General features: G+C 62.4%; 14 protein-coding genes. 8 read left to right on the top strand and 6 right to left on the bottom strand.

The window, feature by feature from the left end; translation table 11 throughout:
- Nucleotides 1-25: 25 nt before the first annotated feature.
- The 5 genes from ACPWMG_RS24000 to ACPWMG_RS23980 form a co-directional block, all read right to left on the bottom strand.
- Nucleotides 26-604, bottom strand: a complete 579-nt coding sequence (locus tag ACPWMG_RS24000) for a PEP-CTERM sorting domain-containing protein (protein WP_483302000.1) — start codon at nucleotides 602-604, stop codon at nucleotides 26-28.
- A 457-nt stretch (nucleotides 605-1,061) separates the two neighbouring features.
- Complete coding sequence (locus ACPWMG_RS23995) at nucleotides 1,062-2,228, bottom strand: mandelate racemase/muconate lactonizing enzyme family protein (protein ID WP_483301999.1); 1,167 nt, start codon at nucleotides 2,226-2,228, stop codon at nucleotides 1,062-1,064.
- A 46-nt stretch (nucleotides 2,229-2,274) separates the two neighbouring features.
- Entirely contained in the window at nucleotides 2,275-2,976 is a 702-nt protein-coding gene (locus ACPWMG_RS23990) for an SDR family NAD(P)-dependent oxidoreductase (protein WP_483301998.1), read from the bottom strand.
- A 141-nt stretch (nucleotides 2,977-3,117) separates the two neighbouring features.
- Nucleotides 3,118-4,056, bottom strand: coding sequence for a Bug family tripartite tricarboxylate transporter substrate binding protein (locus tag ACPWMG_RS23985; protein ID WP_483305329.1), 939 nt, complete (start codon nucleotides 4,054-4,056; stop codon nucleotides 3,118-3,120).
- 89 nt (nucleotides 4,057-4,145) lie between these two features.
- Nucleotides 4,146-5,078: a dihydrodipicolinate synthase family protein gene (locus ACPWMG_RS23980; RefSeq protein ID WP_483301997.1), complete on the bottom strand. Its 933-nt coding sequence runs from the start codon at nucleotides 5,076-5,078 to the stop codon at nucleotides 4,146-4,148.
- Nucleotides 5,079-5,213: 135 nt separating this feature from the next.
- On the opposite strand from ACPWMG_RS23980, the gene ACPWMG_RS23975 reads away from it, so the two are divergent.
- The 6 genes from ACPWMG_RS23975 to ACPWMG_RS23950 all read left to right on the top strand — a co-directional run bounded on the left by ACPWMG_RS23975 (nucleotide 5,214) and on the right by ACPWMG_RS23950 (nucleotide 11,384).
- Nucleotides 5,214-6,137, top strand: a complete 924-nt coding sequence (locus ACPWMG_RS23975; RefSeq protein ID WP_483301996.1) for a LysR family transcriptional regulator — start codon at nucleotides 5,214-5,216, stop codon at nucleotides 6,135-6,137.
- Between the two features lie 30 nt (nucleotides 6,138-6,167).
- Complete coding sequence (dapF, locus tag ACPWMG_RS23970; protein ID WP_483301995.1) at nucleotides 6,168-7,061, top strand: diaminopimelate epimerase; 894 nt, start codon at nucleotides 6,168-6,170, stop codon at nucleotides 7,059-7,061.
- Between the two features lie 48 nt (nucleotides 7,062-7,109).
- The gene (locus ACPWMG_RS23965; RefSeq protein ID WP_483301994.1) at nucleotides 7,110-7,793 is read left to right on the top strand and encodes a DUF484 family protein; all 684 of its coding nucleotides are present in this window, start codon (nucleotides 7,110-7,112) and stop codon (nucleotides 7,791-7,793) included.
- 19 nt (nucleotides 7,794-7,812) lie between these two features.
- Complete coding sequence (locus ACPWMG_RS23960; RefSeq protein ID WP_483301993.1) at nucleotides 7,813-8,784, top strand: tyrosine-type recombinase/integrase; 972 nt, start codon at nucleotides 7,813-7,815, stop codon at nucleotides 8,782-8,784.
- A gap of 95 nt (nucleotides 8,785-8,879) precedes the next feature.
- On the top strand, nucleotides 8,880-10,082 hold the full coding sequence (locus tag ACPWMG_RS23955; protein ID WP_483301992.1) for a class I SAM-dependent rRNA methyltransferase: 1,203 nt from the start codon (nucleotides 8,880-8,882) through the stop codon (nucleotides 10,080-10,082).
- Between the two features lie 234 nt (nucleotides 10,083-10,316).
- Nucleotides 10,317-11,384, top strand: a complete 1,068-nt coding sequence (locus ACPWMG_RS23950; RefSeq protein WP_483301991.1) for a CobW family GTP-binding protein — start codon at nucleotides 10,317-10,319, stop codon at nucleotides 11,382-11,384.
- A 138-nt stretch (nucleotides 11,385-11,522) separates the two neighbouring features.
- Here ACPWMG_RS23950 and ACPWMG_RS23945 read toward each other — a convergent pair whose 3' ends face one another.
- Nucleotides 11,523-12,020, bottom strand: coding sequence for a hypothetical protein (locus ACPWMG_RS23945; RefSeq protein WP_483305361.1), 498 nt, complete (start codon nucleotides 12,018-12,020; stop codon nucleotides 11,523-11,525).
- Between ACPWMG_RS23945 and dksA the strand changes: the two genes are divergently transcribed.
- Together dksA and ACPWMG_RS23935 are read left to right on the top strand one after the other, a co-directional pair.
- On the top strand, nucleotides 11,920-12,675 hold the full coding sequence (dksA, locus tag ACPWMG_RS23940) for an RNA polymerase-binding protein DksA (protein ID WP_483305328.1): 756 nt from the start codon (nucleotides 11,920-11,922) through the stop codon (nucleotides 12,673-12,675). The genes ACPWMG_RS23945 and dksA overlap by 101 nt on opposite strands.
- Nucleotides 12,676-12,722: 47 nt before the next feature.
- The gene (locus tag ACPWMG_RS23935) at nucleotides 12,723-14,621 is read left to right on the top strand and encodes an STAS domain-containing protein (RefSeq protein WP_483301990.1); all 1,899 of its coding nucleotides are present in this window, start codon (nucleotides 12,723-12,725) and stop codon (nucleotides 14,619-14,621) included.
- The last annotated feature ends 134 nt before the right edge of the window (nucleotides 14,622-14,755 follow it).

The following is a 14,755-nucleotide window of genomic DNA, read 5'->3' as shown; positions in this document are numbered from 1 at the left end:
TTTGGAGGGGTGTTCCGTGGGGGGCTTAGCTGTTGCGGCGGCGGGCGGCGTGGGCCACAAATGCCAGGCCGAGCAGGGTCAGTGCGAGCGTGCCGGGTTCTGGGACGTGATTGGGCGCATGGAAGGTGAAGTCGTCCATCACGTAAAAGGCTTGGTAGGCGCTCGACACCAGAACCGAGTCGACGACACCGTCCCAGCCACTCGACAAGAAGCTGGACACATCCGAAAGTCCCAGCGTGCTTGAGGTGGCGACCAGGTTGCCGTTGAGGAACATCTGAAAAGTCACCGAGGCTTCTTCATAGCCGGCGAACCATGCGCCGTCGAACACGGTGGGGGTCAGAAAACGGATGAGGCTGGCGCTGTCGTCGCTGCCCCAGCCGGTGGCGACACGGCCGTCGCCAGAGTGCGCCGCGTAGGGGGCCTGGGCGCCGGTGAAGACCGACCAGCCCTCGGCCGACCAGTCCAGGCCACCATAGTTGGCGGGGACGCTCGCGTAACCGTCGGCGCCGACGATGTTGTCGAACGTGAGGACGGTTGCAGTTGCAAAAGGAGCACAAACGGCCAAGGCCGCGCTGGCCACTAGGCCACGGATGACGTGTTTCATCGAATATCCCTCAGAGGTAGTTAAAGAGCGTTCTGACCACGCCGCGTCCTGGCGGTGGTGGCTGCGCGATGCTAGAAGTCCTCCACGACAATTTGATGACCGTGTGTGTGCGTGTGTGCGAGTTTGTGTGTTGGTATTCGGCGCTGCCCTGCGTGTGCCGCAGGTGAAACGCGAGAGGCTGCGCGGAAGATGTCAGCGAGCGGCTTTGCCCCCATCGTGGTCAAGGCGATGACACCAGGGGGTGTTGAAGATATGAAGAGGCGATGGTGGTGCGCCGGTGCTGCCAAGCATGAGCTTTGGCATGCACCGGCGTGCACGGGGATGAACGGCTGGCCTTGCGCTTTGGCCCTGAGCGCGCCGTGGCTGAAGATGAAAAAGTGGCTGTCAGCTCAGCTCAAAAACCATGACGTGCACCGCCATGTGTGTATGGCGGGTGACATCATGATGACGAAAAGCGTCAGCTCGCCAGCGCTTTCATCTCGGCATAAAGATCTGCCTTGCCCTCAAACCCAATGCCCGGCAATGACGGCAGCGTGACAAAACCGTTTTCGACCTTCACGCCGTCCGGAAAGCCGCCATAGGGTTGGAACAGATCGGGGTACGACTCGTTGCCGCCCAAGCCCAAGCCTGCCGCAATCGCCAGCGACATTTGATGACCGCCGTGCGGGATGCAGCGGCTCGGTGACCAACCGTATTCCTTCAGCATATCGAGCGTGCGCAGGTACTCCACCAGGCCGTAGCTCAGGGCGCAGTCGAACTGCAGGTAGTCTCGGTCTTTGTGCATGCCACCGTAGCGGATGAGGTTGCGTGCGTCTTGCATCGAGAACAGGTTTTCGCCGGTGGCCATGGGGCCGGTGTAGCTTTCGCCCAGGCGCGCTTGCAACTCGAAGTCGAGTGGGTCGCCGGCTTCTTCGTACCAGAACAGGGGGTACTGCGACATGGCTTTGCCGTAGGCCACGGCAGTGGCCAGGTCGAAGCGGCCGTTGGCGTCTACGGCGAGTTGTTGGCCGGGGCGCAGCATCTTCAGCACGGTTTCGATGCGCTCCTGGTCTTCGGCCAGGCTGGCGCCGCCGATCTTCATTTTGACCACCGAGTAGCCACGGTCGAGGTAGCTTTGCATCTCGTCGCGCAGGCCTTGCAGACCTTTGCCGGGGTGGTAGTAACCACCGGCGGCGTAGACAAACACCTTGGGGTTGGCCTTGCCCGTGCCGTAGCGCTGGGCCAGCAGCTCGTGCAGCGGCAGGCCGGCGATCTTGGCGGTGGCGTCCCACACGGCCATGTCGATGGTGCCCACGGCCACACTGCGTTCACCATGGCCGCCGGGCTTCTCGTTGGTCATCATCGTCGCCCAGATCTTGTGCGGGTCGAGGTTGTCGCCAGTGTCATCGAGCAGCGAACGTGGCGCGGCCTCCAACACGCGTGGCCGAAAGCGCTCGCGCACCAGGTGGCCCTGGCCGTAACGGCCATTGGAGTTGAAGCCGTAGCCGATGACGGGCTTGCCGTCGCGGATCACGTCGGTCACCACGGCCACCAGGCTCAGGGTCATCTTCGAAAAGTCGATGTAGGCGTTGCGGATGTCCGATTTGATGGGACGAGTGGATTCGATGATGTCGACGATTTTCATAAGAGTTGTGGTGGTTGGGAAAGAGTGAAAGGATTCAGTGGGGTGCTCAACGAGGTAGTGACGCCCCGCCACAAATGGCAATGTCTTGCCCGGTGATGGCCGCAGCAGCGGGCGACAGCAGGTAGCCCACCAGCGCGGCGATTTCTTCAGGTTGGATGAGCCGCCCAATCGGCGGCAGGCGCGGCGCGCTGGCCGCACGCGAGGGGTCTTGCAACATGCCGGTTTGCGTGGCCGCTGGCGAGATCACATTCACCGTGACACCCTGCGCCGCCACCTCGGCCGCCCAACTGCGCGCCAGTGCCACCAACGCCGCCTTGGTGCCCGCATACTGGCTGCGCCCCGGCATGCCCTGCGCCACACGGCTGCCGATGATCACCATGCGCCCGGCGCCCCTGGCCGCCATGGCAGGCAAAAACACATCGGCCAGCCGCGTCGCCGCGTCCACATGCAGCCGCCACATCAACTCGCCCCCGGTGGGCTCCAGTTGACCCAACGGCCCCACGCGCAACACGCCAGCGGCATGCACCAACGCATCCACACCACGCAATGATGCCGCCGCACGGGCAATGTCGTCCCCCCGGCTCAAGTCCACCGCCACATGCGTGAACCCTGCCTGCTCAATGCTCGGCGCCGCAATGTCCAACCCACTGACGCGCCATCCGCCAGCCAGCAACGACAACGCAATAGCCCGCCCAATGCCCGCACTGCTGCCCGTGACGACCGCGTGTTGAGAAGATGGGTTAGTCATAAAGTGCCTCTAACCGCAGTGACGTCACTGCCTTGAACATGGGGTGCCGCGGAACTGGCTTCGCCAGGCCGCAGGCACCGCCCCCTGCAAGGGGGTTGGCGAAGCGACACGCAGTGCGCGAAGACTGGGGGTGTTCCAAAGCTAGTCCACACGGATATTGCCCTCGGTGATGATCTTTTGGGAGCGCGCCATGTCCTCCTGCTGAAACTTCACGAAGTCCTGCACCGAACCCGGCGTGAGCAACAAGCCTTGTTCCTTCAGCTTGTCCTTCATGTCGGTGGCCAGCGCCTTGTTGACTTCGGCGTTCAGCTTGTTGGTGATATCAGCCGGCAGCTTGGCCGGGCCCCACAGGCCGTACCAGCTGTAGAACTCGTAGCCGGGAATGGTCTCGGCTACGGTGGGCACGTCGGGCAGGTTGGGCGCGCGGCTGGCCGAGGTCACGGCCACCACGCGCAGCATGCCGCTCTTGTGGTACTGCAGCGAGCCGAGGATGGGGTCGATAAAACCGTCGATCGAGCCGCCAATCAAATCTTGAAAGGCTGGCGCCGTGCCTTTGTACGGCACGATCAGGTAGTCGAGGTTGCCCGCGCGCTTGAGGAGTTCGGTCGACAAATGCCCGGCCGAGCCGATGGAGCCCACGGCAAACGTCATGCGCCCGGGGTGGGCCTGTGCGTAGCTGATGAGCGATTTCACATCGGTGATGGGCAGATTCTTGTTGATGGCCACCGACAGCGGCGCCTTGGCCACCAGTGCCACGGGCGAGAAGTCTTTATTGATGCCGTAGGGCACGGACTTCATCGTCATGGGCGCGGTGACGAAGGTGGACGCGTTGAACAGCAGCGTGTAGCCGTCGGCCGGGGCCTTGGCCACGATGTCGGCGCCGATGGTGCCGTTGCCGCCCGCGCGGTTTTCGATGATGAAACTTTGGCCGGTTTGCTCGCTGAGCTTTTGTGCCAGTTGGCGCCCAACGGTGTCCAGCGTGCCGCCGGGTGGGAAGGGGATGACCACGCGCACCACGCGCGACGGGTAGGCCTGCGCCCAGGCGGGCGCGGCGGCCATGCACAGCGTGCCCACGACCATGGCAGCCGCCAGCCCCAAGACTGTGCGGCGGGATTTGGAATTCTTTTGGTTTTGCATTTTTTGTCTCCTCCGATGTGGTTCGGATGGGCTTAGCGGGCCAGGCCTGCAGCGCTCACGGCGCGCTGGATCTCGGCCTCTTCTTCGGCCGAGGGGCGGTGTGTGGGCGCACGCACAAAGTCATTCGCAATGACCCCTGCGCACTTCATCGCGGTCTTCATGCGGGCGTGCGCTTCGCCGGTGGGTTCGCCCGCGCCGTACACCGCTTCTTTCAGCGGCGTGATGATGCTTTGGATGCGCATGGCTTCATGCAGATCGCCCTTCTGCACGGCAGCAAACAGGTCGATGATGAGTTGCGGAATGAAGCTGGCAAAGCCAACCAGTGCGCCGTCCACGCCTTGCACCATGGAAGCCAGCAGGTACTCGTCGTGGCAAGTGAGGATGGCCTTGCTGGCGTCCGCGTCGCGAATGGCCTTGAGGTCGCGGGCGTATTTGCTCATCTCGCGTTGGCCTACCTTGAAGGCCTGCACGTAAGGCAGGCGCGCCAGGTCGGCCAGCAGGGCGGATGAATAGGATGCCTTGCTGTAGGCCGGGTACACGTGGCACACCAGGTCGAGCTTGGCGGCTTGCCAGATGGTGTCGAAGTAGGTGAGGGCGTGGTCGGCGTGGAAGCCGAAGCGCAGCCAGTGGTGCGGTGGCATCACGTCGAGCGCGGCGGCGCCGGCTTCTTTGGCCAGGCGGGCATGGTCGGCGGCATCGGCCAGGCCTTCACACACGATGGACGAGATGACGGGCAGCTTGCCCTTGAGTTCATCGGCCACGATGCGTGTGACCTGCGCACGCTCCAGCGGCGTGAGCGAAAACACCTCGCCGGTGTGCCCGTTGGTCATCACCGCCACCACGCCTTTGTGGCTGGCTAGCCACGACGCCAGGCGGCGCAGCGCCGGTTCGTCAATGGCGCCATCGGCCGTGAAAGGGCAGGCAATGGCCGGAATAATGCCGCGATAATTCTCAATGGTAGGCATGCGTTGTGTCTCCTGATAGGTAGGTCGGATAGGGCGATGCGAATGTCTGCAACGGCCGCGATCTTCCGGCGCCGGCAGTGCAGCGTCCAATACCCGAATCGCATAGAACTATTCAAACGAGACAAACTTCAACCCATGGGCCCCGTAAACCGACCGCTCGACCTTGAATGGCTTGAGGACTTTTTGGCGCTGACCGAAAGCGGCAACTTCTCGCGTGCGGCGCAGGCGCGCAGCATTGCGCAGCCAGCGTTCAGCCGGCACATCCGTTCATTGGAAGAGTGGGCCGGTGTGGCGCTGGTTGACCGCTCGCAACACCCGGCCACGCCCACGCCCGCTGGCGAGGTGATGGTGGACGTGGCGCGCGACGTGGTGCTGCGCCTGACCCAGGCGCGTACCCGCGCCCACGAGGCGCAAGAGCTGGCCGGCCGCAGCTTGCGCGTGGCGGCCACACATGTGTTGTCAATGGCGTTTTTCCCGGCGTGGCTGCAGCGTGTAGAGCAGCAGTTGCCCATGCAGCTGGGGCCGATCCACATGGTGTCCGACAGCTTTCAGGCCTGCGAAGACCTGATGCTGAACCGGCGCGTGCAGTTTCTGCTGTGTTACGGCCACGCGGCCGTGCCCACGCGTTTGCTGGCGCCCGACTTTGAATACGCGCAGGTCAGCCAAGACCACGTGGTGCCGGTGACGGCGCCCGGCCCCGGCGGTGTGCCCTTGCATAGACTTGACGGGGTAGAACCCGTGCCCGTGCTGGCCTACAGCGCCGAATCAGGCCTGGGGCAGATCATGCGTGTGCTGATGCAGCAGATGCAAGGCCAGGCGCGCTTCAAGCCTGCCATCACCTCGCACCACGCGGTGCTGCTCAAGACCATGGCGCTCGAAGGGCGCGGCCTGGCCTGGTTGCCGCGCAGCCTGATCAGCGCCGAGCTGGCCGAGGGGCGGCTGGTGGTGGTGACCGATGACCCGGCGTGGAGTGTGCCGGTGGAGATTCGGTTGTTTCGCGCCACGGCGGGGCAGACACCATTGTCAGAAGCTGTGTGGGAGCGTAGCGCGGTAGGCTGAACCGCCCCGCATGCCCTGATAATGGGCTGCATGCGAATCCCGTTTACCAAAATGCAGGGTGCTGGCAACGACTTCGTGGTGCTCGATGAGACCCGAGGCCGCTTGGGCCTGACGCCCGCCCAGTACCGTTTTCTCGCCAATCGCCATTTCGGCGTGGGCGCCGACCAAATCCTCACCGTACGCCCCGCGCCCGCCGCCGGGATCGACTTCGAATACGTGATCCACAACGCCGATGGCGGCGAGGTGGAGCAATGCGGCAACGGCGCGCGTTGTTTTGCGCGCTTCGTGTTCGAGTCTGGCCTGACCGCCAAAGACACCATCCGTGTGGCCACCAAGAGTGGCGTCATCGCCCCCAAAATTACCCCTGATGGCCGCGTCACCGTGGACATGGGCGCGCCCGTGTTCGACTTGCCCCAAGTGCCGTTTGATGCGGACGGCCTGGCACCCGAGCCTAGCGGTTCGTGGCAAAAATGGCCGCTAGCGCTTACTGATGATGCGCAGGCTGCTCCATTTTTGGTAGCGATTGTCTCCATGGGCAACCCGCATGCCGTGCACGTGGTGGATAACGTCGACACCGCGCCCGTGGCCGCGTTCGGCCCGCTGGTCGAAAACCACCCGCGTTTTCCGCGCCGCGTGAACGCCGGTTTTCTGCAAGTGGTCGACCGCAGCCATGTGCGCCTGCGCGTGTATGAGCGCGGCGTGGGTGAGACCCTGGCCTGTGGCACCGGCGCTTGTGCGGCCGTGGTCGCCGGCATTCGCCTGGGCCTGCTCGACCAGCGTGTGGATGTGCAGACGCTGGGCGGGGTGTTGACCATTGATTGGTCGGGCGCTGAAGACGCCCCGGTCTATATGACCGGCCCGGCCACCACCGTATTCCAGGGGACGATTGATGTTCCTGACGCTCCGGCAGATTTGCCGGCCTGAAGCTGTCGACGCTGTGGATTGCAGCGTCTTAAATTGATCTAAAAAGCCATGAACCAAACCAACCCGATCACCGAAGACGACATCGCCAACTTCTTGATCAACACGCCAGAGTTCTTCGAGCGTCATTCGGAAATTTTGGCTTCGGTACAAATGACCAGCCCACACGGCCACCGCGCCGTGAGCCTGCAAGAGCGCCAGGCCGAGATGCTGCGCGAGAAGATCAAGGGCCTGGAGCATCGGATCATGGACATGATCCGCCACGGTAACGAGAACATGATCATTGCCGACAAGCTGCAACGTTGGGCCGGCAAGCTGTTGGCCACGCGCGAGGCGATCGAACTGCCAGGCTGCATCTGCAACGAAGTGGTGGAGCAATTCGCCGTGCCGCAAGCCGCCATCAAGGTGTGGGGCGTGGCGCCGGCGTTTGCGCATGCGTCTTACGCGCAGGGCGTGAGCGACGACGCGCGCACCTTTGCCAGCTCGCTGACCGCACCGTTTTGCGGCGTGAATTCGGGTTTTGAAGCCGTGTCGTGGCTGCCCGATCCTGCGGCTGCCGTGTCGTTGGCGCTGTTGCCACTGCGCGTGGGCCCCATGGGCAGCGCCGCACCGGCGTTTGGCATGTTGGTGCTGGCGTCGCCCGACGCGTCGCGTTTCGAGTCGGCCATGGGCACGGACTTTTTGGAGCGCATTGCCGAGTTGGCCAGCGCTGCGCTGTCACGCCTTCAAGCCTAAAACTATAAAGAGAGTTCACGTGGGTTCAGCCGCTGACGCAACTGCTGCTCCCGAACTAAGCGCGGCCGACCAAGCTTTGGTGGCGCGCTACCTCACCCACGTCGAAGTGGAAAAGCGGCTGGCCGAGCGTACCGTGGCGCTGTACCGCGAAGACCTGGCCAAGCTGGGGCAAGCGGCGGCCGCAGCAGGGGTGGGGCTGACGCAGGTGCAGCACAGCCACATCCGCCGCTGGGTGGCGCAAATGCACAGCAAGGGGCGCAGCGGGCGCGGCATTGCGCTCATTCTTTCGGGCTGGCGCGGTTTATATAAGTGGCTGGGGCGCGAAGGCTTGGTCAGCGCCAACCCGGTGCAAGACGTGCGCGCGCCCAAAGCGCCCAAACCTCTGCCCAAAGCCATGGGGGTGGACGACGCCACTGCCTTTGCCGACTTTACCGACGCGGGCGACGACCCCTGGCTCGACGCGCGCGACGCCGCCATGGTCGAGTTGCTCTACGGCAGCGGCCTGCGGGTGGGAGAGTTGGTGGGGTTGGACGCACGCCCCAGTGCCGAGGCCAAGGGCTGGCTCGACCTCGACGCCTGCGAGGCCCACGTGCTGGGCAAAGGCAGCAAGCGCCGCAGCGTGCCCATCGGCAGCAAGGCCCTCGAAGCGTTGCAGCTATGGCTGGGTGTGCGCGGCGAGGTGCCCGCAGCGGCACTTTCATCGGCTTTGTTCACCGGGCGGCGCGGCACGCGCCTTACAGCCCAAGCCATTTGGCAGCGGCTGCAGCGGCGCAGCCAGTTGGCGGGGTTGGCGATGCCGGTGCATCCGCATATGCTGCGCCACTCGTTTGCCAGCCATGTGCTGCAGTCGAGCGGCGACCTGCGCGCGGTGCAAGAGCTGCTGGGCCACGCCAACATCAGCACCACCCAGGTCTACACGCGGCTGGACTTTCAGCACTTGGCCAAGGTGTACGACGCAGCGCATCCGCGTGCCAAGCTATCGAAAAAGTAGCGGTCTGCGCTTAGCAGATAAGCGTTAACGGCTTGTTCTGCTGATATTTAGGCATTGGGCACGTGCCAGCGGGCAAAAGCCCGAAAATGGCGGCCATGAAAATCATCCGCCTGCGCGAGGGCAAAGAACGCTCGCTCCAACGTCACCATCCCTGGATCTTTGAATCGGCCATCGCCAAAGGCGGCGGCGACGCGGGTGAAACCGTGCGTGTGGAATCTCACGACGGCAAATTCCTGGCCTGGGCCGGCTTCAGCCCCAGCTCCAAAATCCGCGCGCGGGCTTGGAGTTTTGACGAGTCGGTGCGCATCGATGCTGCGTTTTTTGTAGCTGCTATTGCCCGTGCAGTCAGCGCTAGAGTCCATTTTGATATTCAGAGCGACGGCGTGCGCCTGGTGCATGGCGAGTCGGACGGCATCCCCGGCCTGATCGTCGACCAATACGGCGACACGCTGGTGGCGCAGTTTCTGTTCTGCGGGGTGGAGCGCTGGAAAAGCGTCATCGTGCAAGCGTTGCTCGACGCGACCGGCCTGACCAAGTTGTACGAGCGCTCAGACACCGGCCCGCGTGCCCTCGAAGGTTTGCCCGCGTCGACCGGCTGGCTGGCGGGCGAGGGCCCCACCGAGTTGGTGATCCGCGAGCACAGCTGGCAGCTCGGCTTGGACATTGCCGAGGGCCACAAGACCGGTTTCTATCTAGACCAACGCGACAGCCGCAAGAAAATGGCCGATGTGACCCAGCGCCTGGGCTTGCAGCGCGTGCTCAACTGTTATTGCTACACCGGCGGCTTCTCGGTGGCGGCGCTGGCGGGCATGCGCGCGGCCGGGCTTGAAGGCACGGGGCATGTCACGTCGATCGATTCGTCCGGCCCATCGCTGGAGCGCGCCCGCGCCAACGTGGCGCGCAATGGCTTTGCCGACAGCAGCGCCGACTTCATGGACGCGGACGTGAACGCCTCGCTGCGCCAGTTCGGCGCCGAAGGCCGCACTTTCGACGGCATCGTGCTCGATCCGCCCAAGTTTGCCCCGACCGTGGCACATGCCGAGCGCGCAGCGCGTGCTTATAAAGACATCAACCGTCTCGCCTTCAAGCTGCTGGCGCCGGGTGGGGTGTTGTTCACGTATTCGTGCTCGGGCGGCATCAGCCCCGATCTGTTCCACAAAATTGTGGCGTCGGCGGGCAACGACGCGGGGGTGGACGGCTACATCACCGACCGTCTGAGCGGCGCGCCCGACCACAGCGCGACGTTGAACTTCCCTGAAGGCGAGTATCTGAAGGGGCTGGTGGTGGTGCGGCGGTAGACGTGGCGTTAAGCGCGTAAACCATAAGTGTGCTGATAAAACCACGCTCAAACCGCTGTAAAACCATAGTGAGTGTTGGCATTGAAAGGGCCAGTACACTCCCCACCTAATTAATTCGCAGTAGTTTGCATTTCTGGGGCAGGCCGTGCTTGCGCCGTACGCCCGCATCAGCGCCGGCGGCGCATCCCGGACTCTGCGCAACGGCTTTGGCCCCAAGGTGCTTCCAAGGAAACCATGAGCCTCATTCCCGTAACTATTCTGACGGGCTTTCTGGGGTCGGGCAAAACCACGCTCCTGAAGCGCGTTTTGACCGAAGCCCACGGCCAGAAGATCGCCGTCGTCGAAAACGAGTTCGGTGAAGAAAACATCGACAACGAAATTTTGGTGTCCGAGCCCGGCGAGCAAATCATTCAGCTCAACAACGGCTGCATCTGCTGCTCCATTCGCGAAGACCTGCGCTCCACGCTGAGCCTGCTGGCCGCCAAAAAGCGCAAGGGTTTGCTCGACTTTGAGCGCGTGGTGATCGAAACCACCGGCCTGGCCGACCCCGGCCCCGTGGCCCAGACCTTCTTCATGGACGACGAAATCGCCGAGAGCTACTTGCTCGACTCGATCTTGACGCTGGTCGATGCCAAACACGCCGCCACCCAATTGAACGACCGCCAGGAAGCTCGCCGCCAGGTGGGTTTTGCCGACCAGATCTTCATCAGCAAGACCGATTTGGTGGCCCAGGACGAAGTCGACGCCTTGATCCACCGCCTGAAGCACATGAACCCACGTGCCCCGCAAAAAGCGGTGCACTTCGGCGAAGTGCCGTTGTCGGAAGTGTTTGACCTGCGCGGCTTCAATCTGAACGCCAAGCTCGACATCGACCCCGACTTCCTCAAGGAAGACGACCACGCCCACCATGACCACGCACATGGCGAGCACTGCGATCACCCGTCGCACAAGCATGACCACGACCATGGACATGAGGGCGGCCACGGCCACCACCATCACCATGACGACGATGTGAAAAGCTTTGTGTTCCGTTCCGACCGTGTTTTCGACCCCGCCAAGCTGGAAGACTTCTTGGGCGCGATCGTGAATATTTACGGACCTCGCATGTTGCGTTACAAAGGTGTGTTAAATATGCAGGGTACGGAGCGAAAGGTCATTTTTCAGGGCGTTCACCAGCTCATGGGCAGCGATTTAGGCCCAGCTTGGGCGCCCGATGAGAAACGCACCAGCAAAATGGTGTTTATCGGCATCGATTTGCCGCAAGACATCTTCTCGCAAGGTATGGAGCAGTGTTTGATTTGAGGTTTTAATCTGTGTTTTCTGCCGGATGGACTAAATGATTGCAACGTTTCTGCAAATGATGGGTTTGGCCTTCGGCGTCGTGGAAGAGGGGCGCGTCGGCGGTGCTGCGCGCCCTCGTCCCGAAAACTCAGATAAGCCTCAAGCCGCTGCGGCCAAGCCCAGCGCTAAAAGCAGGGCGCTGGAAAAAGTCAGCGATCGCCCAGCGCGTTCGACGAGTAGTAAACCCAAGGCAGAAGGCCGCAGCAGTGCGGCCGCCAAGCCAGGTGCAAAACCAGGACCCAAGCCAGCCGGTACGAAGACAAGCGCCAAGCCTGTCGTCAAGCCAGCCAGCAAGCCCGCAGCCAAGGCCGTGGCCAAATCAACTCCCAAGGCCTCCCCCGCCAGTGCATCTAAAAGTGCCAAGGCGGCGGCCGCACCGGCGCCTGTTGTGAAAACTAAAACCAGTCCCTCCAAGACCGAGAAGCCAAGCGCCGCAAAGGCTGCAGCCCCGGCACCAGCCAAAAAGGCCGCTGCCAAGGCTGCTCCTGCCGCTCCTGTGGCCAAAGCAGCACCTGCGAAAACCGTTGCAGCCAAGCCTGTGGCCGAAAGCAAGCCCGTGGCTGCCGTGGCAGTAGCGGAACCCGTCGCGGTGCGCACTCCGGTGTATGTGCAACAGCCAGCGCAAAGTGTTCCCTCGTCTACGCTGGCGCCTCCGAAAAGTGCGCGTGCCTCTTCACGGCTTGCGCAAATCACCGTACCATCAATGGCTCAATCGGTGGCCTCGACGGCTGCCAAAGCTAGTTATTTACAGAATATTCCTTCTCCGATGATCGTTTCCCCTCCTCACATGGCTGCGAAAAAAGACCCCAAACTGGCGAACAACTGGAAAACCACCCCGGTGGAACAGTTGACCGACGCCGAAGTGCTGGCCATGCCGGACTCTGAGTACATGAACGAGAAGCAAATGGCGTTCTTCCGGCACAAGCTGGTTTTGCTCAAGCAAGACATGCTGAACAACGCCGGTGAAACCACCGAGCATCTGCGTGAAGACACTGTGGTGGTGCCCGATCCAGCTGATCGCGCCACCATCGAAGAAGAGCACGCCCTCGAATTACGCACCCGCGACCGCGAGCGCAAGCTGCTGAAAAAGATCCAACAGTCCATTGGCCGCATTGATGCGGGCGACTACGGTTACTGCGACGAAACGGGTGAACCTATCGGCGTGGGCCGTTTGCTGGCACGCCCCACGGCCACGTTGTCGCTCGAAGCGCAGCAGCGCCGCGAACTCAAACAGAAGATGTTTGGCGATTAAAGTTGGCTGCAGCGCGGTTCTTTGCATCTTCAAGACGGATGTAGGCCATGGCCCAAGACGAACAACCTTCTTCCGGTTTATTGTCAAAGGTCGTCAAGTTCGTTCGTAACCCGACGGTGAACTGGTCCGACCTGGACCAACCCGAGCTTGATAAAGAAAGCATCTACAGCAAGCAGATGCTCAAGGAGATGATCGAGCGTAAGCGCCGCAACGACTTTGTGCGGCGGCGAGAGTTCGATCAGCTCCGCAAACTACGGCAACGTGAGGCTCAGGCGCACAGCGATACGTCTGGCCGTCCGTCGTTTTTCCAAAGTAGTCTGCAATCCACCACCGACGACCGTGCGGGCACGCTCAAGAAGATCGACGAGATCGAAGAGCAGATGTCCAAGCAGTGGTGGAAGTCCAAGGACGTGGGCGCCTCCAACCCCGTGCCTTTGTCTTCGCGTGCCGGTTTGCTGCGGGCTGCTGCGGCGGCCGCTGAGGCACGGGCATCGGGTGGGGAACTGAGTGGCGAGGTCACGCGTCCGCATAGTTTGGACGCAGAGCGTTCGCTCCCGCTAAGCTTGACCGACAGTGCCGATGCTGACCACGCCCCCCATCACTTTGCAGCAACCGTGCTGAACACGGTGCCGGGCGGGTCTGAGCTTGATGCGCACGATGCCCAGGGTTTCAAGAACACCAATTTCCCCAAGACAGACTTGCAGCCACTGGAGTCCGGTCTGGCCGCTGCCATGGCGCGCAACGAAGGGATGCATGAGCCTATCGTGGACATGCTGGCGGCCTTGGATGAGGCTCTTGAGCTGGACTACGACGCAGTGGTGTCGCAGTCCGATGCAGGCCCCGAGTTCGTGCACGACCCGGCGCTGGAGGAGGCCGCCATCCATTTCGCCAATGGCGATGACGATGGTGCCGAAGACGCCATTCTGGCCTTGCTTGGCAACCCTTCTGCTGGCTCCGCCGCCTCTGACATTTGGCTGACGCTGTTTGACTTTTACCGCGCCACGGGGCGGCACGAGCGTTTTGACTCGGCGGGGATTGACTACGCGACGCGTTTTGGTTTGTCAGCCCCGGTTTGGTTTTCCATGCCCGAGCTCAATGGCTTGGCGGGTGGCGCTGGCGCCGATGTCGCAAACGCCACGGTATTTCGTTGGACGTGTCCAGCGCAGTTGACGGCCTCTGCCGCCATGGGGTTGCAAGCGGCGGTGCAAGCCAAGGGTGCCCCTACGTTACGTCTGAATTGGGGCGCGCTTGCCGCCATGGATGCGGACGCCATGAACGTCTTGGTCGGTTTGTTTAGCGACCTGGCGGAGCGCCCGGTCAAAGTGCAACTCGTCAACAGCGATCGGCTGCAAAACGTGTTGCGCGCGGCAACGCCTGCCGGAGATGCTACGGTGGTCAAGCAAGCCTGGCGGCTGCGCATGGAGTTGTTGCGCATCATGGGGCAGCAAGATGCGTTTGATCTGGTGGCGTTGGAGTACTGCGTGACCTACGAGGTGTCACCGCCGTCGTGGCGCGATGCGCAGTCCAGCTTCGAAGAAGTGCAGGCCGAAGATGTGTTCGACCTCGCGCTGCTGGGCGATGAAGTTGACACCTCCAGCCATGACGACGAAATGGCTGTGCATGACGATGCCTTGCCGGTGCTGGAACTGGAGCCCTCTACCGCGCCGGTGTGCATGGGCTTGATGTCGGGTGTGGTGATGGGCGATGCGGGCGCCTTGCTTGCACCGCTGGAAAACCAGGTGCGCGATGGCGGCCTGATGGTGATCTCTTGCAAGAATCTTATCCGTACGGATTTCTCTGCGGCGGGTTCGGTGTTGAACTGGGCCGCCACGCAACAGGCCGCAGGCCGGCGCGTTGAGTTTCGCGACGTACACCGTTTGGTGGCCACGTTCTTTAATGTGATTGGCATCAACGAAAATGCCAAGATCATTCTGCGGCGCAACTAGTTTTCAGTGACCGCCGGGCTGCTGCGCATCTGCGGACGATGCGCCAAGCCATACACATTTCTTTGCCTCATTTCGCCTCTTTTAAGCCTTTGGCGAAGAGTCTCTTCGGCTTGAGTTTTTAATCTTTGCCCTCA

The organism is Hydrophilobacter chitinilyticus (assembly GCF_049860745.1).
Classification (GTDB): domain Bacteria; phylum Pseudomonadota; class Gammaproteobacteria; order Burkholderiales; family Burkholderiaceae_C; genus Rhodoferax_B.
The sequence above is the reverse complement of the archived record's forward strand: the minus strand, read 5'-3'. Positions and strand labels throughout refer to the sequence as shown.

Excerpts from the sequence above, each read along its gene's own strand:
- ACPWMG_RS24000 (WP_483302000.1), bottom strand. The coding sequence starts at position 604 with ATGAAACACGTCATCCGTGGCCTAGTGGCCAGCGCGGCCTTGGCCGTT.
- ACPWMG_RS23995 (WP_483301999.1), bottom strand. The coding sequence starts at position 2,228 with ATGAAAATCGTCGACATCATCGAATCCACTCGTCCCATCAAATCGGAC.
- ACPWMG_RS23990 (WP_483301998.1), bottom strand. The coding sequence starts at position 2,976 with ATGACTAACCCATCTTCTCAACACGCGGTCGTCACGGGCAGCAGTGCG.
- ACPWMG_RS23985 (WP_483305329.1), bottom strand. The coding sequence starts at position 4,056 with ATGGTCGTGGGCACGCTGTGCATGGCCGCCGCGCCCGCCTGGGCGCAG.
- ACPWMG_RS23980 (WP_483301997.1), bottom strand. The coding sequence starts at position 5,078 with ATGCCTACCATTGAGAATTATCGCGGCATTATTCCGGCCATTGCCTGC.
- ACPWMG_RS23975 (WP_483301996.1), top strand. The coding sequence starts at position 5,214 with ATGGGCCCCGTAAACCGACCGCTCGACCTTGAATGGCTTGAGGACTTT.
- dapF (WP_483301995.1), top strand. The coding sequence starts at position 6,168 with ATGCGAATCCCGTTTACCAAAATGCAGGGTGCTGGCAACGACTTCGTG.
- ACPWMG_RS23965 (WP_483301994.1), top strand. The coding sequence starts at position 7,110 with ATGAACCAAACCAACCCGATCACCGAAGACGACATCGCCAACTTCTTG.
- ACPWMG_RS23955 (WP_483301992.1), top strand. The coding sequence starts at position 8,880 with ATGAAAATCATCCGCCTGCGCGAGGGCAAAGAACGCTCGCTCCAACGT.
- ACPWMG_RS23950 (WP_483301991.1), top strand. The coding sequence starts at position 10,317 with ATGAGCCTCATTCCCGTAACTATTCTGACGGGCTTTCTGGGGTCGGGC.
- ACPWMG_RS23935 (WP_483301990.1), top strand. The coding sequence starts at position 12,723 with ATGGCCCAAGACGAACAACCTTCTTCCGGTTTATTGTCAAAGGTCGTC.